General features: G+C 69.4%; 19 protein-coding genes and 2 pseudogenes. 8 read left to right on the top strand and 13 right to left on the bottom strand.

Features of this window, described 5'->3' with window-relative positions:
• The 4 genes and pseudogenes from ACH4ZA_RS37505 to ACH4ZA_RS37520 all read left to right on the top strand — a co-directional run.
• Window positions 1-535: pseudogene (locus ACH4ZA_RS37505) on the top strand (IS701 family transposase); the annotation flags it as partial.
• Window positions 536-1,159: 624 nt separating this feature from the next.
• Window positions 1,160-1,321 carry a hypothetical protein gene (locus ACH4ZA_RS37510; RefSeq protein WP_398433538.1) on the top strand — a complete coding sequence of 54 codons (162 nt, stop codon included), beginning with the start codon at window positions 1,160-1,162 and terminating at the stop codon, window positions 1,319-1,321.
• Window positions 1,322-2,029: 708 nt separating this feature from the next.
• On the top strand, window positions 2,030-3,265 hold the full coding sequence (locus tag ACH4ZA_RS37515; RefSeq protein ID WP_398433539.1) for an MFS transporter: 1,236 nt from the start codon (window positions 2,030-2,032) through the stop codon (window positions 3,263-3,265).
• Entirely contained in the window at window positions 3,262-4,161 is a 900-nt protein-coding gene (locus ACH4ZA_RS37520) for a tetratricopeptide repeat protein (protein ID WP_398433540.1), read from the top strand. Before ACH4ZA_RS37515 ends, ACH4ZA_RS37520 begins: the two co-directional genes overlap by 4 nt.
• Before the next feature lie 214 nt (window positions 4,162-4,375).
• On the opposite strand, the gene ACH4ZA_RS37525 is transcribed toward ACH4ZA_RS37520, so the two are convergent.
• The 4 genes and pseudogenes from ACH4ZA_RS37525 to ACH4ZA_RS37540 all read right to left on the bottom strand — a co-directional run bounded on the left by ACH4ZA_RS37525 (window position 4,376) and on the right by ACH4ZA_RS37540 (window position 10,153).
• The gene (locus ACH4ZA_RS37525; protein ID WP_398433541.1) at window positions 4,376-7,033 is read right to left on the bottom strand and encodes a LuxR C-terminal-related transcriptional regulator; all 2,658 of its coding nucleotides are present in this window, start codon (window positions 7,031-7,033) and stop codon (window positions 4,376-4,378) included.
• Window positions 7,034-7,445: 412 nt separating this feature from the next.
• A pseudogene (locus ACH4ZA_RS37530) lies at window positions 7,446-7,855 on the bottom strand (GNAT family N-acetyltransferase).
• Between the two features lie 820 nt (window positions 7,856-8,675).
• Window positions 8,676-9,680, bottom strand: a complete 1,005-nt coding sequence (locus ACH4ZA_RS37535) for a threonine/serine dehydratase (protein WP_398433542.1) — start codon at window positions 9,678-9,680, stop codon at window positions 8,676-8,678.
• Between the two features lie 122 nt (window positions 9,681-9,802).
• Window positions 9,803-10,153, bottom strand: a complete 351-nt coding sequence (locus ACH4ZA_RS37540; RefSeq protein ID WP_398433543.1) for a hypothetical protein — start codon at window positions 10,151-10,153, stop codon at window positions 9,803-9,805.
• Window positions 10,154-10,901: 748 nt separating this feature from the next.
• Here ACH4ZA_RS37540 and ACH4ZA_RS37545 point away from each other — a divergent pair.
• Window positions 10,902-11,783 carry a class I SAM-dependent methyltransferase gene (locus ACH4ZA_RS37545; RefSeq protein ID WP_398433544.1) on the top strand — a complete coding sequence of 294 codons (882 nt, stop codon included), beginning with the start codon at window positions 10,902-10,904 and terminating at the stop codon, window positions 11,781-11,783.
• 755 nt (window positions 11,784-12,538) lie between these two features.
• Window positions 12,539-13,006 carry a GNAT family N-acetyltransferase gene (locus ACH4ZA_RS37550; protein WP_398433545.1) on the top strand — a complete coding sequence of 156 codons (468 nt, stop codon included), beginning with the start codon at window positions 12,539-12,541 and terminating at the stop codon, window positions 13,004-13,006.
• A gap of 320 nt (window positions 13,007-13,326) precedes the next feature.
• Here ACH4ZA_RS37550 and ACH4ZA_RS37555 read toward each other — a convergent pair whose 3' ends face one another.
• Together ACH4ZA_RS37555 and ACH4ZA_RS37560 are read right to left on the bottom strand one after the other, a co-directional pair.
• Entirely contained in the window at window positions 13,327-14,967 is a 1,641-nt protein-coding gene (locus ACH4ZA_RS37555) for a cytochrome bc complex cytochrome b subunit (RefSeq protein WP_398433546.1), read from the bottom strand.
• Window positions 14,964-15,275 (bottom strand): hypothetical protein, encoded by a 312-nt coding sequence (locus ACH4ZA_RS37560; RefSeq protein ID WP_398433547.1) that lies wholly within the window; start codon window positions 15,273-15,275, stop codon window positions 14,964-14,966. Before ACH4ZA_RS37560 ends, ACH4ZA_RS37555 begins: the two co-directional genes overlap by 4 nt.
• Before the next feature lie 270 nt (window positions 15,276-15,545).
• Here ACH4ZA_RS37560 and ACH4ZA_RS37565 point away from each other — a divergent pair, with 270 nt between their 5' ends.
• Window positions 15,546-16,265: a TetR/AcrR family transcriptional regulator gene (locus ACH4ZA_RS37565; protein ID WP_398433548.1), complete on the top strand. Its 720-nt coding sequence runs from the start codon at window positions 15,546-15,548 to the stop codon at window positions 16,263-16,265.
• A 1,262-nt stretch (window positions 16,266-17,527) separates the two neighbouring features.
• Here the strand turns inward: ACH4ZA_RS37565 and ACH4ZA_RS37570 are convergent.
• From ACH4ZA_RS37570 to ACH4ZA_RS37580, 3 genes are all read right to left on the bottom strand, one after another.
• Window positions 17,528-18,127: a TetR family transcriptional regulator gene (locus ACH4ZA_RS37570; protein WP_398433549.1), complete on the bottom strand. Its 600-nt coding sequence runs from the start codon at window positions 18,125-18,127 to the stop codon at window positions 17,528-17,530.
• A 154-nt stretch (window positions 18,128-18,281) separates the two neighbouring features.
• Window positions 18,282-19,142 (bottom strand): hypothetical protein, encoded by an 861-nt coding sequence (locus ACH4ZA_RS37575; RefSeq protein ID WP_398433550.1) that lies wholly within the window; start codon window positions 19,140-19,142, stop codon window positions 18,282-18,284.
• Between the two features lie 884 nt (window positions 19,143-20,026).
• Window positions 20,027-20,614, bottom strand: coding sequence for a TetR/AcrR family transcriptional regulator (locus ACH4ZA_RS37580; RefSeq protein ID WP_398433551.1), 588 nt, complete (start codon window positions 20,612-20,614; stop codon window positions 20,027-20,029).
• Between the two features lie 309 nt (window positions 20,615-20,923).
• On the opposite strand from ACH4ZA_RS37580, the gene ACH4ZA_RS37585 reads away from it, so the two are divergent.
• Window positions 20,924-22,435 carry an MFS transporter gene (locus ACH4ZA_RS37585; protein WP_398433552.1) on the top strand — a complete coding sequence of 504 codons (1,512 nt, stop codon included), beginning with the start codon at window positions 20,924-20,926 and terminating at the stop codon, window positions 22,433-22,435.
• 244 nt (window positions 22,436-22,679) lie between these two features.
• On the opposite strand, the gene ACH4ZA_RS37590 is transcribed toward ACH4ZA_RS37585, so the two are convergent.
• From ACH4ZA_RS37590 to ACH4ZA_RS37605, 4 genes are all read right to left on the bottom strand, one after another.
• On the bottom strand, window positions 22,680-23,351 hold the full coding sequence (locus ACH4ZA_RS37590) for an enoyl-CoA hydratase-related protein (protein WP_398433553.1): 672 nt from the start codon (window positions 23,349-23,351) through the stop codon (window positions 22,680-22,682).
• Window positions 23,352-23,360: 9 nt separating this feature from the next.
• The gene (locus ACH4ZA_RS37595) at window positions 23,361-23,978 is read right to left on the bottom strand and encodes a winged helix-turn-helix transcriptional regulator (protein WP_398433554.1); all 618 of its coding nucleotides are present in this window, start codon (window positions 23,976-23,978) and stop codon (window positions 23,361-23,363) included.
• Window positions 23,979-24,065: 87 nt separating this feature from the next.
• A complete protein-coding gene (locus ACH4ZA_RS37600) occupies window positions 24,066-25,646 on the bottom strand; it encodes an MFS transporter (protein WP_398433555.1) in 1,581 nt (526 codons plus the stop codon).
• Window positions 25,647-25,720: 74 nt separating this feature from the next.
• Window positions 25,721-26,923, bottom strand: coding sequence for an Acg family FMN-binding oxidoreductase (locus ACH4ZA_RS37605; protein ID WP_398433556.1), 1,203 nt, complete (start codon window positions 26,921-26,923; stop codon window positions 25,721-25,723).
• Window positions 26,924-26,972: the final 49 nt, after the last annotated feature.

Here is a 26,972-nt window from a genome sequence, read left to right on the forward strand (position 1 = left end):
GGCTGATGTCTTCCACGTCATGGCCACCACCCGGCACGACACCGTCGTCACCCGCTGGTCCATCGACCACCCCGTCCATGACCTGTTCCCCGGCCTGCCACGGCAGAAATGGAAACGCCGTTCCTGCGGTGAAGGAGCTCACGGCCGGCGCATCTACGACTGGGCCCGCGTCGAGGTCAGGCCCTGGCACCGCGAGGACCGCCGGCACTGGGTTCTCGCCCGCCGCAGCGTCAGCAGACCCGACGAAATCTCCTACTACATCGCCTACTGCCCGGCCGACACCACACTGGACGAGCTGATCCGCATCGCAGGCAGCCGCTGGGCTGTTGAGGAGTGCTTCCAGACCGCGAAGCAGGAGTGCGGCCTGGACGACTACCAGGTCCGCCGCTACCCCGGCTGGCACCGCCACATGACCCTGGCCATGGCCGCCCACGCCTGCCTGACCGTCCTGCGAGCCCGAGAACTGAACGCGGACAAAGCAGAAACGGATCCTCCCAGCTCATCCACCTCAGCCTCGCCGAAATCAGACGCCTGATCACCCGGCTCACCGACCGCCGTCTCACCCCGGTCGACCACATCCTCCACTGGTCGACATGGCGCCGGAGACGGCAATATCAAGCACGGCTCAGTCACTACAAGCGCCGTGGACACAGCCCTTGAAAACTGCCCAGCACTCAGAACAAGCACCGTTGCAGTACTAGTGCTCTAACCGCATTGGTTCGCCGGGTCGGGGTCCGCGAACTGAACCTCGACGCCGGTGAGTTCCTGGCAAGATCTCCGCATGTCCGAAGAGAAGGTCGACGCCCTCAGGCAGAGGATGGCCGGACGCCCGGGAGGAGGCATTCCCCGAGCTGCGCCCATGATCACCTTCCGCGCCCCAGCACCCCGCAACAGGCGTTCTCACTGCAACTGCGGCAGTCTCGCTCAACCTGCAGGACATCAGGTCAAACGGTCCGAGCAGGGTCCAGAACCGTCGCAATCTATCTGCGGCACCGCAGGTCAACCGCGTGCGGTCACCGCAACAACGGTGCGACCTCACAACGTCAAGGGCAATGAAGTACCGATTACTCAGTCAAGGACGCGGGGCACCCTCATACGTTTCATGCATCCACATCGCCGCGCACGCGCGGGGACCCAGGAAACGAGAACAGGAGATGCCATGAAGGACATTGCCGAGGCCGGAATCGTCTGGGCCAGCAAGACGGGCAGCTACAACCACAACGAGATCATCGTGCCCGTCGGCCTTGACGCTGATGCGGCCGAGAGCATCGAGCTGGGCTTCGCCTCAGGCGACCTGACGACACGTTCCACCGGGTCGTGATCGTCTGCTGATGGTGCCCTGCGTGCGTGTGGGGCGTCCTCGGCCGGTGTTCACAGCTCGCGGATCAGGCCGGGGCGTCCCTTGCGTTTTCCACTGGTCGAACGGCGGATCGACCGGGCGCCATGGCAGGTGTCGCGCAGTGGTGACGCTGGGGCACAACGTGCGGTTCCTGTTGAAGAGCGGCACCGGAACCGCTGCGCGTCTTCGCCCTGCTCGCCCCGTGCGGACGCTGGGCCCGGCTGGATCGATGGGGTGCCTCCGTCGAAAGCTGCCTCCTTGACCGTGTCGCACCGTCAGCTCGGTGCCCTCGGGTACTGCGTGAGCGGCTGGTGAGCTGCCGGCGATTCCCGCCGGATGCTACGTCTGCAGTGGCCCAGCCTGCAGACGGCCCAATTGTGGAGCGAGAACATCCTGGCGCACGTCGCCCGGCGGCAGGGCCGCCGCGACGCCCTGCGGGGCGCGGTCCTGGAACGCCGCTTCGCCACTGTCGAGGACTTTCTCGCGAGCGCTTATTTCTCTGTTCGACAAGGCCCGCCCCCGACACTAGCCCACTGATCCTGAGGACAGCGGCAGCCAGCGACGGCACGCGGGGCTATAGGAGGCCCCGCAGTGCCGATGTCCGAAGCGATCCGTGATCGTGCCCGCCTCCGAGTCCGGTCCTCGTCCCGCGCCGAAAGAACACCCCGTCTTCCCTCGACGGCGCGGGTCGTGGTGGGCGGGGAACTGCTGTCCAGCGTCGGGTCGGGTACCACCGTCCCGTTTCTCCTGGTCTACCTGCACGACGCATGCCACACCCCGATGGGAGTCGTCAGCCTGCTGCTCGTCGTACGGGCCGTCATGGCGCTGGCCGGTGCCACCCTCGGGGGCGCCTTGTGCGACCGGATCGGGGCGAAGGCGGTCGTGGTCACAGCCCTGGTGGTGACCGCGGTGTGCTCGGTGGGGATGGCGGCCGCCACCAGTCCGCTGCCGGGCGCCGCGGCGGTGCTCGCCCACACCGCCGGCTATACCGTACTGGCCCCAGCACTGGACGCAATGCTGGCCCAGGCGGCACCCGGCCCTCTGCGCCAGGCGGCGTTCGCCTGGCGCAACACTGCCGTCAACCTCGGGGGCGCTCTTGGTGCCGCAGCGGCCTCGCTCACGCTCGTCGTGCTGGGCGCCGGCAGCGGGCTGAAGCTGCTGTATGTCCTGGACGGCTTCTCCTTCGCCGGATTCGCCCTGCTCGTCGCCGTACGGGTCGCCTCCTCGCCCCAGCGTGCGATGGAGCTGGAGAAGGAATCGGCCTCCGCCGGGAGCGCGGGTCAGGGCGGCACGTATGCCGCAGTGGCGGCGGATCCGGTTCTGCGGCGGATATGCCTTTTGGTGGCCTTCACCGTCGCCACCGGATTCGCCCAGCTGCAGATCGGGCTTCCCACCCTTGCCACCGACGCCGGTACGCAGGCCGAGCTGGGCTGGATGTTCGCCGCGTTCATGGTCACCAGCGCGATTCTGCAGATTCCCGTCCAGCGTCGGCTGCCCGGACGGAGCCGGGCCGGCGTCCTGGCCGCCGCACTCATGTGCATGGCCCTCGCCTGGACCGTCATCTCCGTTTCCCGCCCCTCACCGGCAGCCCTCGCCGTCGCGGCGGCGGTGCTCGCCGTGGGCGGAACCCTGTTCAGCCCGGTGCCGCCCACTCTGGTCAACGACATCGCTCCGTCTGCGTTGCTCGGCCGCTATAACGGCGCCCACATGCTCGCCTGGACCGGCGGCTTCGCCATCGGGGCTGCCGCCACCAGCGTCTTGCTCGCCGCCGGCGCTCTCGGTGCTCTCTTCCCTCTCTGCGCCGGCGCTCTGGCGCTGACCGCAGGTCACCTCTGGTATCGCAGAGGCCGCTTCTTGCCGGCACCGCTCCTGCGGGTTCCGGTCGCCGTGTCGCCGCATCCCGTGCCGAAGGAATCAGCGTCATGACTCCACCCAGGGAATCCGAGCCTGCCGAAGCCGCCCTGCGGGCCGCCGTCGCCCGCAGTCGCGATCCCGCAGGGCGTTTGGACGCCCAGGTCACGCTGGCCCGCTTCTGGCGGGAGCGCGGGGACTACCGACGAGCCGGGGTCCTGCTGGCCTTGACTCTCCACGCCGCCGAACGCATCTACGGCGTCGACTGCCCGGATGTGGCCGCGGTGTGCAACGAGTGGGGCGTACTGGGTAAGTACACCGGCCATTTCGACCGGTCGCATGCCCTCTATCTGCGGGCTCTGGCCATCTGCGAGAACACCTACGGCAGTGACCACGACACTGTCGCGACCTTGTGCCACAACCTGGGCGGCCTGGCCCACGCCCGCGGCGCCCACCACGAGGGCGAGCCGTGGGCCGCCCGTTCGGTGAGCATCCGCACCCGTCTGTATGGTGCCGACCATCTGCTCGTCGCGGCCGACCGGGCTGCCTGGGCCGCGCTTTTGGACGGTTGTGGCCGCCCCTGCGATGCGGAAGCCCAGTTGCGCGCTGCCCTCGCCGTCGTGCAGCGCGTCCACGGCGCCGAGCACTACGAGATTGCCGTCATCACGCACAACCTCGCCGCCCTCGAGCACCGGCGAGGCAATCACACCGCCGCCATCGACGGTTACACCCGAGTCCTCGCCCTCAAAGCACGCCTCTTGGGCGACTCCCACCCCGACCTGGCCACCACACTGGTCAATCTCGCCACCGCCCACCGCCAACGCGGCGGACTCGGCCAAGCCGCTCTGCACTACACCCGGGCCATCGCCGTCCTCGCCCCGCACGTCACCTGCGAGCACCCCGCTCTGTCAGCCGCTCGGCAGGGTCTCGCCCTGTCCCGTACGGAAGGTACGCATCAACGGCATGGGTGAGCACAGCGCCAAGTGTTGACTCGTCGCAGATCGGGGAGCAGCTGGGTGGCGGTCGCGGCATCAGGCGTAGCCCCACTGCTGGACGGACTTGCGGTGCATTCTCGGCCGTCGTTCTACAGCAGTCGCGGGTCCGGCGTGAGGCCGCCGTTCCGCCTGAGGAACAAGACGTTCCCGGTTTGAGTGGCGGAATATTCGGGTCAAATCCGGGTGAGTTCTACTGGCGGTTCGCTTCGTATTCTAGGGCTTTCGCGAGGTCGGCCCGGGTGCGTACGCCGAGTTTGAGGTAGATGTGCTGGAGGTGGTTGTCGACGGTGCGGACGGAAAGCGTGAGGTGTTGGGAAATCGTTTTGCTGGAATTCCCGGCGGCTGCCATCAGGGCGATCTCTTGTTCGCGTTTGGTCAGGCGGACGGATGGGGCGCCGAGCGTGGACAGGAGCGGGGTCCGGGCGTCTTCGCACTGGGTCGCGAGGGCTGCGGCCCGAGTGGCGTCGGCGGTGGCTTTGCGGGGGTCGCCCTGGTGGGTCCAGGCGCCGGCTGATGCGGCTGATGCTTCGGCGGCGAGGATGGGCGAGCCCATCTGCTGGAAAGCGTGTGAGCATTCCGTGAGGCGGCCTGGGTCGTTGTCGGCGAGGGCGGTGGCAAACCGTGCGCGGGTGTGGGTGAGGGCTCCGTCGCACTGGGTCGCGAGTTCGGTGAGGCGGTGCTGGACGCTCAAGGCGTCGCCGAGGCGTGCGATGTCGGTGAGTAGAAGGACCTCGGACAGGAGGTGGCCGGTGCGACGAGCGTCGTCGGCCGCGGTGCGCAGGACGTCGCGGGCGCGGCTGAGCTTGCCCTGGGCGGCGTGCAGCCAGGCGGTGCCGAGGGTCTCCTCGCCGGCCATGAAGCCGCTGGGTGCGTGTTGTTCGAGTTGCGGGAGCAGGGACTCGGCGGTGTCGATGTCGCCGGCCAGTGCCGCGCAGGCGATCAGTCCTGATACGTAGAGCCTGGTGGTCCTGGTGTGCTGGTGCGTTCGCGCGATGGCGGCGGCTTCCGCGTACCAGCGGCGGGCACTGGAGGGGTGCCCGGCCAGCCACTCCGTTCGCGCGATGAAGTAGGCGAGCCACTGGCGGCCGAGGGGGGAGGGCGAATCGTGAAGCGTGTCGAAAGCGCTCAGGCAGGTTTCGCGGGCTTCACTGATCAGACCGGCCTCCGAGAGCGCCAGCACGAGCGGGGCCAGTTGGATCGCGGGATGGGGCAGAAGGGTTCCTCCGCCGATTGCCTGGTGCATGGTGTGCCCGTGCTCGGCCAGTGCCCTGGCCTGTGCTACGCGGCCGACAGCGGCCAGGCCCAGGGATTTGCTGGTCGCCGCCAGCAGCCAGATGTCAGGGCTCTCCTGATGTGGGGCTCCGGGGAGGCTGTCGAGTAGTTGGAGCCCGACCTCGGGCAGTCCGGAGACAGCCTGGAAGGCTCCTTCCAAGTAGTGCAGCTGTTGCTTCACCATCCGGCTTCGCAGCACTGTGCGGGCCTGGGCGCATACGGAGAGTGCTTGGTCGAGTCGCGGACTGGACCAGAACAGGTTCATGCTCCGGGCGGTTACTGCGGTGATCTTCTCTTGATCGTCACGGGCGTGGGCATCGGCTTCGGCGAGCACCGCTTCGGCGCGTTCCAGGTGTCCTGTGTACGTCAGCACTCTGCCCAGCAGGATCCGGGTCTGTAGGGTGTGCTGGTCCGGTTTGATCGCGGTGAGCAGTTGGATGACCTGTTCGCTGTCGTTGGCGTTCATCGCGATGGCGGCGGCTTGGGCGAGGAGGGCGGGGTCGGCGGTGCCGATGGCCGCCAGTCGCCAGGAGGCGACCTGCAGGGCGTCGTCGCGGCGTCTGAGCCCGTGGGTCTCGAGACGCTCGGCCAGATGCAGACCGAGGTCGTAGCGCTGTAGGGCTGAGATACCTGCGGCTATGACCTCGCTGTACAGGGGGTGGGACAGCGCGACGGTGATTCTTCGTCCGTGGGGGGTGACCCGGATGATGCCTGAGCTCTCGACTTCGGTCAGGTGAGTGCGGTCGATGAGGGATGCGGCGTCGGTCACGGACAGGGGGCCGCATAGGGCAAGGGCCTGCAGGAGCGGGAGCGCTGCGGGCGGTGCCGCCGTGATCTTGGCGGTGATCAGGTCGTTGAGGTGAGGGGTGACGGCGAGCCAGTGATCGGGGATTTCCCAGACTTCGCCGTTGCGGCTGAGGGTGCCTGCTTCGACAGCTCCCAGGACGAGTTCCTTCAGGAAAAGGACGTTTCCGCCGCTTGCGGTGTATAGCGCGTGCAGGGTGCGGCGCCCGACGAGGCCGCCGAGGACGCGCTGGACGAGTGCCTCGACCTGGGTGCGGTCCATGTGGGACAAGTCGATGCGGCGGACGCGGTCCCCTCGTCGAAGCAGGGCCTCGACAGCGTCATTGACTGGTTCACCGGTGCGGGCGGTGCCGACCAGGACGATGACCTGGGAGTCCAGGAGCTGACTGAGCAGGACGGCTGATGAGCTGTCCAGGTGGTGCATGTCGTCGACGAAGACCACGGTGGGCTTGCCCGGCTCTGCGGCCATGGTGCGGGCGACGGCTCGGAAGCCGCTGACCGGGTCTGCGAGGTCGGCGTCGGGGGGCAGCAGGTGGGCGATCGCGCTGAGGGGTATCTTCGCGGCGGCCTTGCCGGCTACGGCCCGGGCAGTGCGGTGTCCGCTGTGGGCGGTGGCCAGTTCCAGGAACTCGTCGGCCAGGCGGGTCTTTCCTACTCCTGCGGGCCCGCAGATCATCCAGCCGCGGGTGTGTCCGTCGGAGAGGTCCCGGGCGAAGGAATCCATGAGTGACTGCCGCCCGATGAGCGGCCATCTGTCTGCCCAGCCCTGCATGCAACTGCTCCCTCAAGGGGCGACCGGTCGGACAATGTTACCGGACCGCATGCGCGGCATGGTGATCGAGAGGCTGGGATTCGCCGTCGTGAGCCTCGAGCATCGCCTTTACACCGGTAGCAGAGTTTCGCCTGGTGTGCTGCTGTCGGGCGCTGTTCTGCGGCAGCGCGCAGAACTCGCGCTCGTCGGGTTCGGGGTTCGCAAGGGGCCACAGGATCGGCTTGCCGGCCGGGTGCACACCAGGTGGTTGCCGGGCCGGAAGTCGGTGTCGGCGGCGGGCAGGCGTACTGCCCGCTTGATCGGTGGTAGTGCTGCCTCTTGGGCGCCCTGTCCATGCCGGCGGGCCGCCTGCGCTGTGGGCGGTGCCCGCCGGGCGCACCGGTTGCGGCCTTTACTGTGCGCTGAGCGTCATCTATTTCTCGGGCTTCTGCAGGGTTGCGAAGCCCGACTTCGTGTAGATCGCGTGCGCGTCCGCGGTGGCCAGCAGCACGCGTCGCAGCCCATAGGGCGTGAGATGCTCGTAGACGGCGGCGACCAGAGCGTGCCCCGGGCGCTTCCCCCGGCTGCCGCGAGCGATGTAGACGTCGCACAGCCACGCGAGCGTGGCCTGGTCCGTGGCCACCTGGGCGTAGCCCGCCTGAACACCGGTGGCACTGTCGTAGTCCCCGAAGTGCAACGAGTTGGCCATGGCCGCGTCCTGCTTCTCCCGGGTCCGTCCGGGGCCCGGTACGAGTCCTCGGAAAGCCTCTGGTGGACGACTGCACGGTCGGGAGGGGCCGGGGCGGTGGATATGTCGTAGCCGGTCGGGAAATCGGTGGTCATGGCTGTATGCAAGCAGGCCGGGACGCGCCCGGCCGTCGATTGGCCCTTGGCGCATCGGCAGGCCTGATCACGAGCGCTTCGGGAGTGACTCGTGTCGCTGGGTTTGTGCGGGCGGGATACGGGCGAGGGCGGCCCGGGAAGAACGGCGGTGACGCCTGATCCCAGCTCGGCATGCCCATCGCCCGTATGCCATGAGTCGGCGGGCCGGTCGTCGGCGCGTCGAAGGTGGTCGCCGCGATGACGTGGACGCCTTATGCGGTCTGCGTCGTTCTGTGCGTAGCCGACCTCACGGACGAGGAACGACGTCGGCTGGTCATGTCCTCGTCCACGCCGCGCTCGCCCTGGCGCTTCCCGACGGTTGCCCCTCGGCAGTGCTCGGTCACCCTCCGCCGCCGCCCGGGTCCATGTTTCGGCCGAGACCCGAGGAGTCGGCTGCGGAGGCATCGGCTGCGAGTTTGCCTCCGCCGCCGCCCGGGTCCATGTGCCGGCTCGCCGCGGTGGGCATGCGGTGTCCATCGGACGGGCCGTCCCCGGGGGCGGCATGTGCCAGCGAGGGCACAGCCACGGCGGCGATGGCTGCCGTCGTTATGATGGCGGCCCTTCTCATTTTGCTCATTTCTCCTGCTCCTGGTGATATCTGGAGGCTTTCGCGTTGAGCTACGAGGCGCGCACGTTTACCTCGTGCGTTCATCCTGTGCACGAGGGTGCGAGGGGGCTTGAGTATTGGGTGCTCATCCTGGGCCGCGCGCGGCGGGGGCGCGGTTCCGACGGCTCGTCCGCCGGCGTGGGCCATGTGCTCTGCTTCGTCCTCGGCCTTGCTTCACCCGCGGCAGGTCTGGAAGGGCAAGGGGGCTTCTTTGCGCAGCAGTTCGAACAGGTCGGGATCGACGTTCCCTCCGCTGATCACCGCGACGTGCCCCCCGGCGGCGGGGAGGTCGCGCTCGTGGTACAGGTACGCCGCGGTGGTGACCGCCCCGGACGGTTCGACGATCATGCCTGCGCGCCGTGCCAGTAGGGCCACGCTCGAGCAGATCTCTTCTTCGGTGACGGTGATGATGTCGTCGACGAAAACGCGCATGTGCTCGAAGGTGTGCTCCCCCACGGTCGTCATGCGCAGGCCGTCGGCCATGGTCCGGCTGACACGTTCGGTCGGCCAGGTCACGCGCCGTCCGGCGCGCAGGCTTTCTCCGGCGTCGGCCGCCAGTTCCGGCTCGACGCCCACCACCCGGATTCCGGGGTGTGTGAGCTTCAGTGCAGCGGCGACACCTGAGATCAGTCCGCCTCCGCTGACGGGCACCAGCACCGTGGCGATGTCGAGTCCCGCAGCCACCGCTTCGTCGGATATGTCGAGGCCGACGGTTCCCTGGCCCGCGATGATGTCCGGGTCGTCGAAGGGCGGCACGGTCACATAGCCGTGTTCCGCGGCCAACTGCTCCGTGAGGGCCGGGCATTCTTCGGGGGAAGCGAAGCGCACATCGGCTCCGTACTCCAGGACCCCGTCGATCTTCACCTTGGCGGCCGTGGAGGGCATGACGATCGTTGCTTTCACGCCGTCCTGCCGGGCCGCGTAGGCAAGTGCTTTGCCGTGGTTCCCGCTCGATCGTGCAATGACGCCGCGGGCCTTCTGCGCCTTGGACATCCGCGACAGTCGATTGTATGCGCCACGTATTTTGAACGAGCCGGTGATCTGCAGGTTTTCTGGTTTCAGGAAGAGAGACCGATGCCCGCAGGAGGCCCATGGAGCCCTGAGCAGCGAGGTACGGGAGAGCACTGGCTCCAGGCGTTGACGGGCGGTGTGCAGGTCGTTGAGCGTGACGAGAGTCATGGGTCGGTCATCCTTGTCGGGTATTGACGGTCATCTGGCGAGCCGCTCACAGGGGGTGGACGCAAACCCTCGGTACTCAGCGCCGGTCGGAGCCTCTGCGCGGCCGTCATGCGCCAGGGGGATCATTCGGTCCGGGTGACCTCGACGAACATCATGGGACGATCGCCGGCCGTATGCAGAGTGGTCTCGTCGGGATCCCACCAGCAGCCGTAGGGCAGGCCGGTCGCGTTGCCGGGGCGGATGACGACCGTGTCTTCCCCGGCCGTTGCCCGGGTGACCGTTTCCGTGGCGCCGTCCGGGTGGCCGGCCGCGCGGGGAGGGAATTCGTCCGCGTTGTCATAGTGGCAGCCGGTGCCGTCGTGCAGGTGAACCGGGACTGCCGCCCTCGCCGCGACGATCGAGGCGAGGGGAGCGGCGAGCAGCACGCCGGCTACGGCCAGGGTGAGGGCTGCTGCCTTCACGGGCTCGTGCATCGCTGTCCTCCTGGTTGCTCGTTGCGCGGATCTCCGGGGTGGTGCGGCTTTCCGGATGGACGGGCGGTCGGCGATGGCCGGGGCGGCCGGCTACCACACCGGCACGATCACGGCACCCTTCCCACCGGTTTCCCCGTGGTCGCTCGCTTCCGTACGGGCCTCGGCCGCACGGCGGAGCGAAGACATGACGACGACGTCGGCCAGAAGTGCGGCGCCGACTCAGCTCACCGGGGCGAGGTGCATTGCGGAGGCGAAGGCGTCGCGCGCCTGTTCGGTCATGGCCGCCGTGGCCGGGCTCATCCTTGCGCGCGCGGTACGGGACTGCTCACGGGCGGACCGCACTGCAGCGGCAACCTCCGCGCGCCGGCGGTCCGAGCCGGCGAGGGTGCTGTGGTCGCGGTGAGGGTGAAGGAGTCTTCTGTCGTCCTGGCGGCGGTGGGAGGTGCGGTGCAAGTCATGGTGATCACGGCCTCGGAGAGCTGCTGTGTGACTCTTCCAGGAGACGTCGTGCAGAGCTGGGGCGACTGAGCAAGCGGTACTCAAACCCGGAACAAGGCGGGCCACCAGGACGGTCGTCGAGGGCGAGGCGCGTGTCGGTCCGGCTGTCCCCATCGGGCGCTGAGCGCGCTTGGGCGAGCAGCGTCTGCTCCAGCCGAGTATGTCCTACTCATGCGGGATGCTCCTGCGTCCTGCAGAATCCCGGCACGTGGAGCCGCGCGCGAGTGCGGCCGGGAACAGGAGGTTCACGATGGCTGCAGAGGACGGCTTCGGCGTGGAGGAGGCCGGCGCGCGCAGGGACGGGCACGCTGAGGGGCTTGCCGCCAACCGGGCGTTGTGGGATTCCCTGGCCGAGACCCACGGTACGACGGCCAACGATCAGTCCTACGACGTGGAGGCGTTTCTCGGCGGTCAGCAGACGCTGCGCGGCATCGAGCGTGAACTGGCCGGTGACGTAGCGGGCAAGGATCTGCTTCACCTGCACTGCCATTTCGGCATGGACACCTTGAGCTGGGCCCGCCTGGGCGCGAGGGTCACCGGAGTCGACTTCTCCCCTGTAGCGATCACCCGTGCCCAGGAGCTCGCCGAAAAGGCGGGACTGGTCGCGGACTTCGTCGTGGCGGACACGCAGCGCCTGCCCGACAGTCTTGCGGCCGGGTTCGACGTCGTCGTCGCCACGTACGGCGTGTTGTCCTGGATCGCGGATGTCGACGCGTGGATGCGGGGGGCGGCGCGGGCGCTCAGGCCGGGAGGCCGGCTGGTCCTGGTGGACATTCATCCGGCCTTCCAGACCGTCCTCAGCTTCGAACCTTTCGTGGCCGACTGGCCCTACGGCGGCGGCGAGGCTCAGTATGTCGCTCTGACCGGTACTTATGCAGATCCGAGCGTCGTGACGGAGGCGCGGCAGACGGTGCAGTTCCCCTACTCGATCGGTGAGATCGTGACTGCCGCCGCGTCGGCGGGCCTGGTGGTGGAACGGCTGGCGGAGCATACGGAGACGGAATCCGACGGCCGCCACATCCTGCCTCGAGGCGCGGACGGTCTCTACCGGTTCCCCTTCAGCGACACCTACCTGCCGATCATGTACTCGCTGCGGGCTGTCGCGCCACGCACGCCGGCGAGCGGCAGTTGATCGCGTCGTCCCTCCGACGTTCAGGGGGCTCGGGGGGCTCGTCCGCAAAGGGCGACGGCTGCCCCCGCGTTTCGGTGCGGCGTTGCCAGGGTCGTCAGCGGCCCGGGGGGTACCGGGCTGCAGTCAGTGCCTGACCGGGAATCAGTAACCGCTCAGGGTGGTGCGGCCCAGAGTTGAGGTGCGGGCTGTGAGGTCGTGGTCGGTTTCGGGTTCTGGCAGACGCCGCGCAGGCGTGTCACGGGAGCCCGTCACCGCTCAGCGGAGAAGTGGCTCAGTGGGATCCAGAGGTCTCGGCCTCAGAGCACCGGGGTATCAGTGCCCGGACGCTCTTGTCCACGGCGTCTATCGAACGCGTTTCGCAGGGGACCTGTACGAACGGCTGTCGGACAGATGACCTGCCGTCCCTTCTGTCCTGTTCTCCGGATGGTGCAGCCAGACTCCTGGCAGATCAGCGGTTGTTGGGTCCGGCGCGAACGGCCGCAAGCGCCGCCTTGCCGTGGACACACCCTCGGCCTCCTCCTGGTCGCCCTCATCTCCGTGACCGGTTCTCGGTGAGGCGCTCGGACAACGGATGGCCGGCTGCGCAGCGGCGAGTCGTGGGCCCATGGGTACCTCTTGCTCAGGTGCTGCATGCCGGCCGCGACGCAGGCTTGTCGGGTGACCTTCAGACCTCTACGGCAAGGCATGTCATGCGTTCTTACAGCAGAGTTGCGTCTCATCTCGAGCGGCGCGGGGGCAGTGACTGCGGTCCGGCCGTGTTCGTCGGCGAGCTGGATCTGACGGACGTGGCGACGGCGACGGCTGTGCACCTGACCGGCCGCCGGTCGTATGCGGTCGAGGCCGCGCTGATCGGTTTTGACGGAATACCCGCTCTTGTGGAGAGCCTGGAAGAGATGCAGGCCCAGCCGTTGCGTTGGCTGGGGATGACGACGCGTGACGGTCACCTTGCCGCCTTCGTCGCCTGGCAGCGCCTGGCGGGGGAAAGCGGCATCGATATCGACCGGGTATGCGTCGATCCGGCATGGTTTCGCCGCGGTCTGGCTCTGAGACTGCTCGATCACCTGTTGACGGAGCTGGCCCCCACCGGGCAGGCGCTGGTCAGCACGGGCGCGGACAATCGTCCGGCGATCGCTCTCTATGAGCGTCTCGGCTTCACCCGTGTCGGCACCGTCGAGCGGGCGCCCGGCCTGCTCATGGCCGAGTTCCGGCTTGCGCGGGAATAGGATCGCCGGCCGCCTCGTCGCCGGGCGAGCACCTCGAGGCGATGCCGTTCGTGTATCGGCCTGCGGGAATCCGGCGACGCCGGCCTGCCGGTTTCCTTCCCGGACGTGACGCAGGGCCGCCGCTCGGGCAGGATCCGGCCGGCGGGACACCACGGGCCGGGGCCGCCGGGTGGTCGGCGGGCCTGCTGACCAGGCCTGTCGTCGGCCGGCTGCCCCTGTTTCATGGCATCTCGTGCGACGGCTGACTGCCTGGCAGGCCTGCGGCTGGTGGCGGTGCCCAGCCGCAGGCCGGCCGCGGGTGGGCCGTCATGCGTAAGCGGTCAGTGGTGGCCGCGGCTGCTGGTGATCTCCTCGTATTCCTCGGCGGTCGGCTTGCTGATCTGGCCGTCCGCACCGTAGTACGCCTTGCTGAGCCGCACGCGCAGCTTCTGTGCTCGCGTGACCGGACGCTCGCCGCCGTTGTCGTCGACCTGCGGGCTCGTCAGCGCGGCCGGCTCGTACTGCTCGTGCGCGGTGAGGGTGTGCAGCTGCTCCTGGCTGAGGGGGGCGTGGACCTCGACGAACTCACCGTGCGGCAGGCGCCTGATGGTGCCGGTCTCCCGGCCGTGCAGCACCGTGTCCTTGTCCCGGCGCTGCAGGCCGAGGCAGATCCGTTTGGTGACGACGAAGGCGATGACCGGTCCGGCGAAGAAGAAGATCCGCACGAACCACGTGATCGCGTTGAGCGACAGATGGAACTGGGTGGCCCAGATGTCGTTGCCGCCTGCGACCATCGTCACGAAGTACGCCGTCAGCCAGGCGACTCCGAAGGCCGTACGGGTGGGCGCGTTGCGCGGGCGGTCCAGGATGTGGTGCTCGCGCTTGTCGCCGGTGACCCACGACTCGACGAACGGGTAGACCCCGATGAGCGCCAGGACCACGGCGAAGCCGGCGAGCGGGATGAATACTCCCAAGGCCAGCGTGTGGCCCCAGAAGTTGATCTCCCAGCCCGGCATGATGCGCAGCAGCCCCTCGGCGAAGCCCATGTACCAGTCGGGCTGGGAGCCTGCCGCGACCTGGTCGGCCCGGTAGGGGCCGAAGGCCCAGATCGGGTTGATCTGGGCGATGCCCGCGATGACCGCGAGGACGCCGAAGACCAGGAAGAAGAAGCCGCCTGCCTTGGCCGCGTACACCGGCAGCAGCGGCATGCCGACCACGTTCTTGTTGGACCGTCCGGGCCCGGCGAACTGGGTGTGCTTGTGGTAGAAGACCAGGATCAGGTGCGCCACCACGAGGCCGAGCATGATCCCGGGCAGCAGCAGGACGTGGATGGAGTAGAACCGCGGGATGAGGTCGTGCCCGGGGTATTCGCCGCCGAAGAGGAAGAAGGAGAGGTACGTTCCGACGATCGGGATCGACAGGATCGCGCCCTCCATGAAGTGCAGGCCGGTGCCGGAGAGCAGATCGTCAGGGAGTGAGTAGCCGGTGAACCCGGTGAACATGCCCAGGAACAACAGCAGGACGCCGAAGACCCAGTTGACCTCGCGCGGCTTGCGGAACGCGCCGGTGAAGAAGACGCGCATCATGTGCACGATCATCCCGGCGAGGAAGACCAGCGCCGACCAGTGGTGCAGCTGGCGGATCAGCAGCCCGCCCCGTACGTCGAAGCTGATGTCGAGCGTGGACTTGTACGCCTCGCTCATCATCTGTCCCTGCAGCGGGACGTAGCTGCCGTGGTACGCGACCTCGGTCATCGACGGGTGGAAGAACAACGTCAGATAGACACCGGTCAGGATGAGGATCAGGAAGCTGTAGAGGCAGACCTCGCCCAGCATGAACGACCAGTGGTCGGGGAAGATCTTGCGCATGTTGGCCTTGGCGAGGGTGTAGATCCCCAGCCGGCCGTCGGCCCAGTCGGCGAGGCGCTCGCCTGCCGGAGCCTTGCTGCGCGCGGGTGGTTCGGTGGTGGATTCGGTGCTCAAGCGCGCTCCCGGAATACAGGGACGACGGGCTCTTCGAAGTCGCCGGGCGCTTCGAGGCAGCCTTCATCTGTTCGTTGTGGGAAGGGGGGCATCGCAGCGGCACGGGAGATCTGCATGCGCGCCCAGCGGCGGAAACCCGCACCGAGGCAGCTCAGGGCGACGCTCAGCGTCAAGCCCAGCGCGAAGTTCAGCGCCCTGATGCTCCCCATGGGCATGACGAGGATCGATGCATCGTTCGGGATCGTCGCGTATGAGACGACGAAGCCGGCGCCTGCCAGCACCGCTGCGGTGAACAGCGCTGCGATCATGCGCTCGGAACGCCTGGTGGCCGGTGCGTCGCAGGGTGGGGTGAGATGATCGCGGCGCGGGCGCCCCTGATCGGCGCGCGGGTTGCGCCAGACCGGCACAGTCACGAATGCGTGGACATATGTCTCCTTTTCCCTCCTCACCCGAACGATCTGTCGTGGAATGTCTTGTCTGTGCATGGCTCGTCCGCCCTTGCGGCCCGGTTCCCAACCTCTCTAGAGGTTCTAGGTAATTCTAGACCCTCTAGATCGATGCGATGAAGGCAGGTGTTCATGGACCGGCGACCGACGGGCGAGGGCCGACGCGACCGGGTGCGCGAGGCCACCGTGCGGGAGATTCACCAGAGCGCTCGGACACTGCTGGTCACCAAGGGGCCGGCCGCAGTCACGATCAACGCCGTCGCCCGCGAGATGGGCATGAGCGGGCCCTCGCTCTACCACTACTACGCCAGCCGGGACGCACTGGTGGACGCGGTGACCGCGGGCTTCTTCCAGGAGCTGGCCGAAGCCATGGAACACGACCGGGACGAGCGCACGGGCGCCCCGCCCGCGGACCGGTTCCTGGGCGCGTGCCGCGCGATGCGCGCCTGGGCGGTATCCCACCCCGCCGAGTTCGAGTGGATCTTCGCCAGCCCCGTCAGCGGCACCCAGCACCAGCCCGATTCCGCCCGGCACCAGGCCGGCCTGCGCTTCGAGAGCGTCTTCATCGACATGATCGTCGAGGTGTGGAACACCCGTCCGTTCCCCGTGCCGGAACTGAACGAGCTGCCCGAGGGCCTGCCCGAGCAACTGCACGCGTACTCCCGCCTGATCGACCGACGGCTGCCCCCCGAAGCGGTGCACGTGTACGTGACCTGCTGGAGCCGGCTCTACGGGCTGCTGTGTCTGGAAGTCCTTCACCAGATGGACTTCGTCCTCACCGACATGCAACCGCTCTTCGAGCAGTGCCTGAGCGAGCTGAGCGACATGCTGGGCCTCACCCAGGGACCCTGACGGGGCGTCGCATGCCGGCGAAACGGAGCAGCGCTCGGAATCCGTGGGTCGCCCCCGCCTGAAGGGACGCGCCTTCCCGCACAGCGGTGGGCAGAACCCCACGACAGTCGCTCCGTTGAGCGGGTCGCCGCCGCACGTCGCCTCCGCGCAACGGCGTTCGTGGGGCGACTGCCCCGGCCGCCGCCGGCCCGGCCGCACTGCGCGAGCGCACCGTCCGGCAGGTGAGGACGACTCGGGACCGACCTCGCGCAGGCCCCGCGGCAGGCTCCGCCGGCGGCCGGCGAGCAGGCCGGTCACCGCTGTTTCCGATCAACGGATACGGTTCATGGCCGACAGGGCGAACGTGGTGCCGGGACAGTCGGGTGGCCGCCACGTGCACTCCCATCGCGCATAGTCCAGTCCCGTCGGCAGGAGGCCCGCTCGGCTTCTCCCTCCGGTCAGGAGCGTCCACGTGACCCCCGCAGCGAGTGCGCCCGTGCCATCGTGTGCCCTACGTCCGCTTTCACTTTCCACGTGCGCACTCATCAGTTCCTCCCGGATCTCCTGCCAGTGAGCAGATAGCCCACGGGCACGAATATGGATCACCCACGAGATCCCGAAATGAGTAAACGGCACTCATTTCTCTCGTCACGCGCCTCAGGAACCCGCGGCGGCAGGGACGCGGCGAGGGCGAACAGGGCGAGAAATCGGCCAAGGCATGTCCGCGGAGCCCTCCGACCGTGCGGGCGGCAGGCCTGCCGCCCGCAGATGATCGCTCGCTCGTCGGCCGTGCGGCGAGGCAGACCCGCGGACTGCCCGTACCGGCGCCATCCGGCACGCCCACCGGCCTGGAAGGTGAAACGTGCGTGGAGGTCGGTACAGAGGCAGGTGGAGCCGCGGTGACCAGCGCGTTCGCCATCGCCCACGGCATCAGTGCGGCCATCGTCATCAGGGCCACGGCGGCGCCGGAAGCGGGACCGGACACCCCCGCCGCACAGGACGAAGCGGGCGAAGGCGGCGAGCGGGCCGGTCGACGCCGCGGGCCGGCGTTCCCCGTCCGCCTCGGCCCCCGCCCGGCTTGTGCGCTGCGCCTTGGACCACTGGCGGAGTGCGCACAGCTCTCTCGTTCAGTCCAACGACCTTTCCCCCAGGGGAAGTCGAGGGCGCGGCGCCCACGGATGCCGCGCCCTCGAGATGAGCGGCTGTATCAGAAGGCTCATCCAGTACCGTCGCAGGAGACATCCGTTCAGTCCCGGATCGCGTCGGCCCCCGCCCCGGCCCCCTCATTCACCGGCGGATCGGGCCGGACGGAGAAGTGCGCCAAGTCCTGGAGCCAGGAGGCCGACGACCCGCTCGGAGTCCATGGCGGCCATCGGGTTCAGCCTGAGAACGTAACGGCTGAAGATCAGTCCGAGAGTCGTCGTCAGCACGGCCCCCGCTCGTTCTGCGGCGTCGGCTCCGCCGATGCGCTCCGCCAGCCGGGCGGTCAGTTCCCGCTCGACGTACTCGCGGAACGCGCGCATGAGCGCCGGGTCCCGCTGGGCCTGGGTGACCAGCAGCGTCAGCGGGCCGCCGAATTCCGGATCATCCCAGACGGCCAGGACGGCCCGGACGATCTGTTCGGGCATCTGCCCGGGATCGCCCTCGAGCACGCGGGCCATCACCTGGCCCGGGCTGATCCCGAGCGCCATCGCCCCGCCGAACAGCCCTTGCTTGGAGCCGAAGTGATAGCTGATCAGGGCCGGGTCCACGCCGGCTGCCGAGGCGACGGCTCGCATCGTCGTCGCGTGGTAGCCGTGCCGCAGGAACGCCGTCTTCGCCGCCGCCAGAATCCTCTCCTTGGCGTCGGAGCCTCCACGCGGACGGCCACGAGATTTATTCATCACCATTGAATATCATGGGGGCCCGGACTCTCGTGCAGCGCGCAGGCGCTCACACAGCCCAGGTCGCGCCTTGCCGGCGCCCAGCGGGCGCGGCCGGGGGCGGCCGGGGGCGGCGGCCGCGGCGATGAGCGCCGCTGCCGCCGCCCTGTCGGGTTCAGCGGGTGATGTCGACGAAGACCATGGGCCGGTCGGCGACGGTGTGGAACGCGGCCTCGTTGCGGCCCCACCAGTGACCGGTCGGCCTGCCGGTGAGGGCGTCGGCCTGGATGAAGATCGTTCCCCGGCCGGCACCGCTCCATTCCTTCGTGGCAAGTCCCGGAGAGCCCTCGACCCGGGTGTCCCGGAACGCCCAGTGCGGCGACGTCTTGGAGGAGAAGGCGACGCCGTGCGGGGCGGAGGTGCTGTCGGAGACCCTGACCGCGTACTCCTGGGTGGCGCTGTTGCCGTCGCGCTCGAACGGCGCCACGGACTGCACGACCATCATGTGCCCGGTAGCGCCGCCGTCCGAGCCGTCCAGGTACTTCACCGCGATGACGGAACCCGCATGCAGGTCGCTGACCCGCTGTGCGGAGGGGCGGTCGACGTGATCGCTCATGTCATCGAGCGCGCCGCCGGCGGACGTGTCGGTGAAGGCGTCGTAGTACTGCTCCGAGGTCGGGCTGCGGAAGCCGATACCGGAGGTGAACCACGCGTCGGTGGCCCAGGAGTAGGCGTGTTTCATCGAGGCGGTGAGGAACTGCGCGCACTTGGCCTCGACCTGATAGGAGCTGGGATTCCCGGGCGTGCCCCAGACGACCGTGGCTGTGGCGGAGTCCGCGTGGGCGCCGGTGCCGGGGTAGAAGTTCTCCGGGTCCTGTCCCGGCCAGCCCAGTGCCGCGAGTTGGTCGATGATCTCGTTCTCGGCGGCCACCAGGGGGGCGCCGTCTTCGATTCCGTCTGCCTGCGCCGCAGTGGGCACGACCGCCAGAGCAACGGCTGCCGACACTGCGCACAGGGGGCCTATGAGCTTGTTCATCGTGCTGATCTTCTTCTTTCTGTGAAGCTGTTCTGCCGCGGCGGAGTGGGTCACTGCCTGCGGGGCGGGGTGGCCGGACGGCACAGCCGGATGTCGTGCAGTGCCGCGGGGGTGGGATCACCCGTCGCGCGGCCGCGGCCAACGGGAACCGGCCGCCCTGCCGTCTCAGCGACCCGCCTCACCGGCAGCGGCCGGAGTCCGGGCTTCCGTGAAGGGCGTTCCAGGTCGGCCGCTCTCCCCCACCGTGAAAATTGCCCGCCTCTGGCACCGCTGCGGTTGCTCGGGCCGGCAGGGTCAGTCAACCGTGAGCGGGGGAAGCGGAGATGAGTAATCTCTGCCCATCCGGGCGGCCGGGGCAAGCCGTACGTCTCGCGGGAGGCGCCGGCCCTGATCTGGGACGTACGAGGCGCCGGGCGATCTGGGACGTGGATCGCGTGGTCCTGCAGCGTGGTTGCGCCGGGTCCGAGGCGGCCGCGGCCGCGCTGTGCCGATCGCGTCCGGCAGCGATGCGTCAGGGAGCTCGCCGCTGATCTGGGGCCGTCTCGAAGACGCTCCGGAGCCGGAGCGGGCCGCCGAGCAGCCCCGCGCTGTGCAGACGCATCACGCGGCTACGCACGCAGGAAGGGTCCGCGAAGCCGCCGGAGGAACGCTTCCTGTTCGCGGCCGCACCCGCTCCAGCGTGAAGCGGCCGTACACCGTCCTCGCCGCCCCTACTCGATTGCGTGCTGTCGACACGGGGAATGCGGCCCCAGCGTGCGGCCGATGCCGGACCCGCCGCCCGGATACGCACGGTGCAGCACGCCGCGGACGGGACCCGATGGCGTCCAGAACACCGCCGAAGTGCGGGAGACGGACAAGCGTGTCAGCCACGAACGGGCGGCCGGTCATGCGCTGGGGGCGGACGCCTGCGGTTCGAGGATGCTCCGGACGGCGGGCGTGTAGGCGGCGACGATCTCTTCAGGCGTCATGCCCACTACGGCTGGGATGCGCAGCAGATAGCGGGTGAGGGCGAGGCCGAGCAGCTGGGCGGAGACCAGCCCGACGTTGTCTTTGGTGGCGGAGCCGAGGGCCGGGGAGACCTGGGCTGCGAAGATCTCCCGCATGCGGCGTGCCGCCTGGTCGTTGGTGACGGCGGAGCGCAGAAGCAGCAGGAGCGCGTCGTCGGCGCCCTCGTGCTCCCAGCGGTGCAGGAAGTGCCGCACGAGGGCTTCGGCCCGTTCCTCCGCCGGGGTGGCGGACAGGTCGGGAAGGCACAGGTCGATGTCGAGGGCGGCGTCGAAGAGCTGGGCTTTGCTGCCGTAGTAGCGCATGACCATGGAGGGGTCGATGCCCGCGTCGGCCGCGACGGCCCGGATCGTCGTGCGCTCGAAGCCCTGAGCGGCAAAGCGCTGGCGGGCGGCGTCGAGGATCGCCGTCCGGGTGCGGTCGGAGCGCCGGGGGCCGGGGGGAGCTTCTGTGTCGTCTGATGTCATGCCAACAAATGTAGGCCATCGCTCGTTGACTTTCCATCCCCCTGGGTGCGTTAATGTCAACGGGGGTTGGCCAACGAACGTTGGCATTCGGTGTCTTCCGTAGTACAGCCCGTTCGGTGCCGGGGCGGCAGCGGTCGGCGCCGGCCCCCTCACTGCGCGCTCGCGCGTCATGAACTCTGCGCTGCTGCTACGCCGTGCCTCCATGGCGGCTGCGTCCGCCGTGGATCCGTCCATCGCACCAGCGCACCTGTCCAGCGGGAAAGGACGCCTCTCATGAACCGAGGCCTCACAGAACAAGGTCACAAAGCGGTGCGTCACGGCGCAGTGCTGGCCGTCACATGCCTGGCTCTGGCCGCCGTCGTCTCGGCGATGGCGTCGCTGAACGTGGCCCTGCCGGGCATCGCCCGTGAGACCCACGCAAGTCAGACGCAGCTGTCGTGGATCATCGACGCCTACAGCCTGGTCTTCGCCGCCCTTCTGCTGCTGGCGGCGACGCTGGGCGACCGGTTCGGCCGGCGCCGGGCCCTGCTGGGCGGCCTCGCTCTGTTCGCGGCCGGATCGGTCGCGGCCGCGTTCTCCTCGGAACCCGGGGTCCTCATCGCCCTGCGAGCTCTGCTGGGGGTGGCGGCCGCTTTCGTCATGCCCGCCACGCTCTCGACCATCACCAGCACCTTTCCCCGCGAACAGAGGGCGAGCGCGGTCAGCGTCTGGGCGGCCGTCGCGGGAGCGAGCGCCATACTGGGCCTGCTGGCTTCCGGTGCCGTGCTCGAAGCATGGTCCTGGCGATCCGTCTTCTGGGTGAACGTCGTTCTGGCGGTCGTGGCGTTCGTCGGCACATACCTCTTCGTGCCGGAGTCGGCGGAAGCGAACAAGCAGCGCATCGACACCGTCGGCGCCACGCTCACGGTCGTCGGCCTGGCAATTCTGGTCTACTCGGTCATCCAGGCGCCCGAGCAGGGCTGGGCAAGCACCCGCACCCTGATCGGCATCACGACGGGATTCCTCGTGCTCGCCGGTTTCGTCGTCTGGGAGCTGCGCCACCCCCACCCCCTGCTGGATCCCCGGCTCTTCCGCAACAAGCCGTTCGCCGCCGGGACGTTGTCGATCACCTTGCAGTTCTTCGCGTTCTTCGGGTTCATCTTCGTCGTCATGCAGTACCTGCAGCTCGTGCGAGGCGACAGTGCGCTGATCGCCGCCCTGAGTGTGCTGCCCATGCCCGCCGCCATGATCCCGAGCGCCCGGCTGTCCCCGAAACTGGCGGCACGTGTCGGCGCTCGCCGTCCCTGGATCGCAGGGCTGATCGCCGTCGCCGTCGGTCTGAGCGTGCTCGCCGAGCTCGACAAGACGAGCTCCTACTGGCTCGTCGTGACGGGGCTCATTCCCCTGGGCGCCGGTATGGGCCTGGCCATGACGCCCGCCACCGCGGCCATCACCGACGCGTTGCCCTCCCGCCTGCAGAACGTGGGCTCGGCGGTGAACGACCTGTCCCGTGAACTGGGCGGCGCCCTGGGAATCGCCGTCCTCGGCAGTGCGCTGAACGCCGGCTACCGCAACACCCTCGACACCGAGGGGCTCCCCGCCCACGTGGCTGAGGCAGCTCGCTCGTCCCTCGCCGCAGCCAACATCGTCGGCGCCAGGACAGGCGACGCCGCCCTGGTCAACCAGGCCCGCGACGCCTTCGCCTCCGGTCTGCACCTCGCTCTCGTCACCGGAGCAGGAGCAGCCCTCCTGGGTGCGGCATCGGTCGCCTTCCTCCTGCGGCGCTCCCCCGGCGCCCGTGACGGCGCCGACGGTTTCGACGGCGCCGCCACGGAGGGATGACCGGCTCCCGCCCTCCTCCCCCGCGCTGCCTGTGCCCGCCTCGTGCCGGCACAGGCAGCGTCGTGCCCGGCTCAGGGCCGTGCGGGCGGGACGGCGCGGTGCGGCCTGTGCCCGTCGCGACCCCCCGCGGTCCCCTCGCGGCTGACCGCCCCTGCGGCAACCGGGGACGCGCGCCGGTGTGCCCCGACCCGCGTTCCCTCGCCGAACGGCCCGCACCGGCCGCCGCGACGGCGGGTACGGCGCTTCATCCGAGGGCGAGGGTGGTGTCGCGCAACGCCGTCAGGGCCGGGGCGTACATGCGGGCCTTGATGGTGCCGAGGGTGGCCCCCGCCCTGCTCGCCTGTGACCGGGCCAGTGCGACGGCTGCCGTACGCACCTCGTTCTCGGCGACCGCCTGGTCGACGATGCCGGCGGCCACCGCGTCGGCTCCGCCGTAGCGGTGCGCGGTGAGCATGGCCCGGTGCGCGGTGTGCGGGCCCAGCCGCGCCTGGATGAGTGCGGACATGCCTGGGCTGAAGGGGATGTCGATGTCCGCCTCGGGCAGGCACCAGTACCCGCGGTCTGCGCGCATGATGCGGAAGTCGTGCGCGAGGGAGAACATCGCTCCGGCCGCGAAGGCGTGTCCCTGCAGAGCCGCGACGGTGATCACCGGCAGGGACAGCATGCGCGCGAAGAGCTCCTGGACGGAGACGACGTAGCCGGGGTGCTCGTCCAGGTGGGCCAGCAGCCAGTCCAGGTCCAGGCCGTTGGAGTAGAACTTTCCCGTCGCGGTGGTCACCAGAGCGCGCGGGCCTTTCTCTTTCTCGACCTCGTCCAGTGCGGTGGCGACGGAGGCGAGCCAGTCGGGGTGGAAGCGGTTCTCGCCGTCTCCGAGGTCGAGAACGAAGACGTCGTCGTGACGATCGAGCGTGGGCATCTGGCTCCTTCAAGTGAGGCGGGATCGGGTGGTGTGAGGAGCGAAGTCCGTCGGGGCGCTCCACCGGTTCCGCAGGCGGGACGCTCGCAGCGAGGCCCGGGCGCGCCTGCTGTCGCGAAGCCCTCGCGGCGCCGGTCTCGCCGTCTGCTCGCCCTCCCGTCCTTCACGGACGTGCCCTCGGTCAGCTGCGTGCGTACGGCGCCGGCTGCGGCCGGGAACCTGAGCCGGGCGCCTCAGCGGCCTTCTGCGGCCGGCCTTGGCCTCGGGGTCGCCGGCGCAGAGGTGGTCCTCCGCCCAGACGGTCAGGGCGGCCAGGGGGATGAGGAGGGCCTTGCCGTGGGCGGAGAGCGCGTAGCGGGAACGTGATGGCGTGTCCGGCGCGGCGGTTCGGGTCACGAGGCCGAGGGTGGTCAGTTCCCGCAGGCGCCGGGTGAGCAGGCCTTCGCTGAGGCCGGGGAGGCGCTCGCACACCTGGGTGACATCGGCCGGCCCTCTGGCGAGGGCGGTGATGATCAGCCCGGTCCCGCGTCTGCCCAGCAGGGAGAAGGCCCGGGTGAGGGCCACCAGGGGTTCGGGCAGTTGCACAGGGTGGGGCTGGTGCGGCGGCTGAGGGGGCGGCAGCGTCATGGCCGGTTCCTTCCTGGTACGGCGCGAGGCCGCGAGGTGCGGTCCTCGCGCCGTATGTCGTGTTGGCTGTCGGGCGGCCGGCTGTGGCTACGCGGCCGACGTCGCCGTGGCACGGTGGGTGCCGCTGTCCGGCGTCTCTTCCTGGTCCGTGCCGGGCTTGCCGGTCCGGCGCAGCAGGAGGATGACGACGACGGCGGCCAGGACGGTGGTGGCGGCGCCGCTGAGGAGGGCGAGGTGCATGCCGGAGGCGAAGGCGTCGCGGGCCTCGTCGATGAGTGCGGGGTTGCCTGTGGCGTGGCCGATGTGGTCGGCGGCGGCGAGGGAGGAGCGGGCTGCTTCCGCGATCGGGGCGGGGAGGCCGCCGGTGTCGAGGGAGTCGCGGTACTGGGCGCTCATGAGGCTGCCGAGGACGGCGATGCCCAGCGCGCCGCCGAGTTCGCGTGAGAGGTCGTTCACGGCGGAGCCCACGTTCTGCAGGCGGGGCGGCAGGGCGTCGGTGATGGCGGCGGTGGCCGGCGTGGTGGCCAGGCCCATGCCCGCGCCGAGCGGCAGGAGCCCGCCGACGACCAGCCAGTACGAGCTGCCGGCGTCGAGCTGGGCCAGCACGGCCAGGCCGGTGGTGACCAGGACGAGACCGACGGTCCAGGGGGCTCGGATGCCCCGGCGGGCGACCAGGAGCGGGCTGAGGCGGGCGCTGGGGATCATCGCCGCGGACATCGGCAGCACGCTCACCGCGGCCATCAGGGCGCTGTCGCCGCGCACCAGCTGGAGGTACTGCATGGTGACGAAGATGAACCCGAAGAACGCGAAGAACTGCAGGGTTGTCGAGATCGAGCCGGCCGCGAACAGCTTGTTGCGGAACAGCCGCGGATCGAGCAGGGGGTGCGGGTGCCGCAGCTCCCAGGCGACGAAGGCGACCAGGACGGCGAGCCCGATGGCTATGCCGGACAGGGTGCGGGTGCTGCCCCAGCCGTGCTCGGGCGCCTCGATGACCGAGTAGACCAGCACCCCCAGCCCCGCCACCGTGAGCACCGCTCCGGTCACATCGATGCGCTGCCTGCCCGGCTGCGCGGACTCCGGCACGAAGAGGTAGGTGCCGATGAACGCCACCGCGGCCATCACCGCGTTCAGCCAGAACACCGATCGCCACGACCACGCCTCGAGCAGCAGTCCGGAGGCGAGCAGTCCCAGCGCGGCGCTGGCGCCCGCGACCCCCGCCCAGATGCTGATGGCACGCGCCTGCTGCTCACGGGGGAACGTGCTGGTGATCGTGGACAGCGTGGCGGGCATGACGAACGCGGCCGCCACGCCCAGCACCGCACGCAGGGCGATCAGGACGCCCGGCTCGGTCGTGAAGGTCGCGGCGAGCGACACTCCGCCGAACACGGCGACACCGCCGAGCAGTGCCCTGCGGCGGCCGAAGCGGTCGCCGAGGGTCGCGGCGAACAGCAGGAACGAGGCGAAGATCAGACTGTAGGAGTCGATGATCCACGACAGCTGGGTCTGGTTGGCGTGCGTCTCGCGGGCGACGTCGGGCAACGCCACGCTCAGCGAAGCCATCGCCGACACGACGGTCGCCAGGGCGAGACAGGTCACGGCGAGAACGGCACCGGGGCGCAAGGTGCGCACCGGCCCGCCTGTCTGGTCCGACATGATGGCGCCGGTCATGGTGAGCCTCCTTTGGGTGAAACCTGGATGGAACCTGGTGAGCGGGCGGTGCGCTTGGACCGCCTTGGCAGGGGTCAGCCGGTCACGACGTCGTCGAGGCTGCGGCGCGGGCTCAGGCCCGGCGTGCGCTCGGGGTGACCGATACGGAAGGACAGCAGGCCGCCCGAGGCGGGGCGGCCGAGCAGGGCGGCCCAGCGTGCGGAGAAGACGTCGGGGCCGCCGGTCATGTGGTCGCGGTCGATGCGTTCGGTGATCTGGTTCATGTGGTGCAGGCCCAGGCCGAGAGCGGTCGCGGTGAGGTGCGTACGGGCCAGCAGCCGTCCCCCGTTGACCTGGGCGCTCCGGTCGGTGACGTCGTCGACGACGATGACGCCGTAGGCGGCGGCGGTCGCGGTGTGCACCTCGCGGGTGGCCTTGACCCAGTAGGCGTCGCCGTCCTGGCGGGACTGCGCGGGCAGGAGTTTCGCGGCGAACAGGGCCAGGTCGCTGAGGCCTTGAGCGTCGAGGGTGAGTCCGTCGCGGTGTTTGTCGATGCTGCTGCGCGCGCTGCGGAACCAGCCGAAGGCCTCCGTCGACTGCGCGGTGTCGGCGGTGATCGCCTCGGTGGCCTCGACGTAGAGCCGTCCCAGCTGCTCACGCGCCGCCTCGTCGGTGATCCACAGCACGCCCGCTCCCTCGATGCGGGAACTCTGCTCGGTGAAACCGTCCAGATCGACGGGCTCCGACGTGAAGGGGCCGCGGTTGGTGTGCCGGTGCGGGATCGCTGCGGCCAGGTCACGGTCCCGTGCGGTGCGGTCCTTCCTGAGCGCGATGCGCGCGACATGATCCGAGGCCGGGCCGTGCGGGAAGAGGGTGACCTGCGACGTGGAGCCGGCCGATCCGGCAGCGATCACCATGTTCTCGACGGCGCAGCCGAGGCCGGCGAAGTGTTCGCGGCCGCTGGCGTCGTTGAGCGGCATCCTCCTGCTGGGGTCGGAGTGGACGTCGACGGTGTCGCCGTCGACGCTCATTCGCCAGGGCTGCGTGTTGTGCGGGTTGCACGCCAGCACGCCGGCGGCGACCACCCGCTCGATGCCGGTCATCGAGGTCCAGTCGTGCCAGAGGTCGTACGGATCGCCGGATCCGGCGCTGAAGGCGCCGTTGGTGACGGCCCGGACTCCGCCGACGCCCATGCCGAGGGCGGCTACCGAGGCGATGCCCAGGCCGGCCAGCTTCAGCCCGTCTCTGCGGGTCAGGGCTGTTTCCGGGTGATCCTGTGTGACGGTGTTCGTGGCCATTGCGTCTCTCCTGTCGCGCGGCCGCGGTCGTGGCAGGAGATTCGCGTGG

Source organism: Streptomyces sp. NPDC020597 (genome assembly GCF_044335095.1).
Lineage (GTDB): Bacteria > Actinomycetota > Actinomycetes > Streptomycetales > Streptomycetaceae > Streptomyces.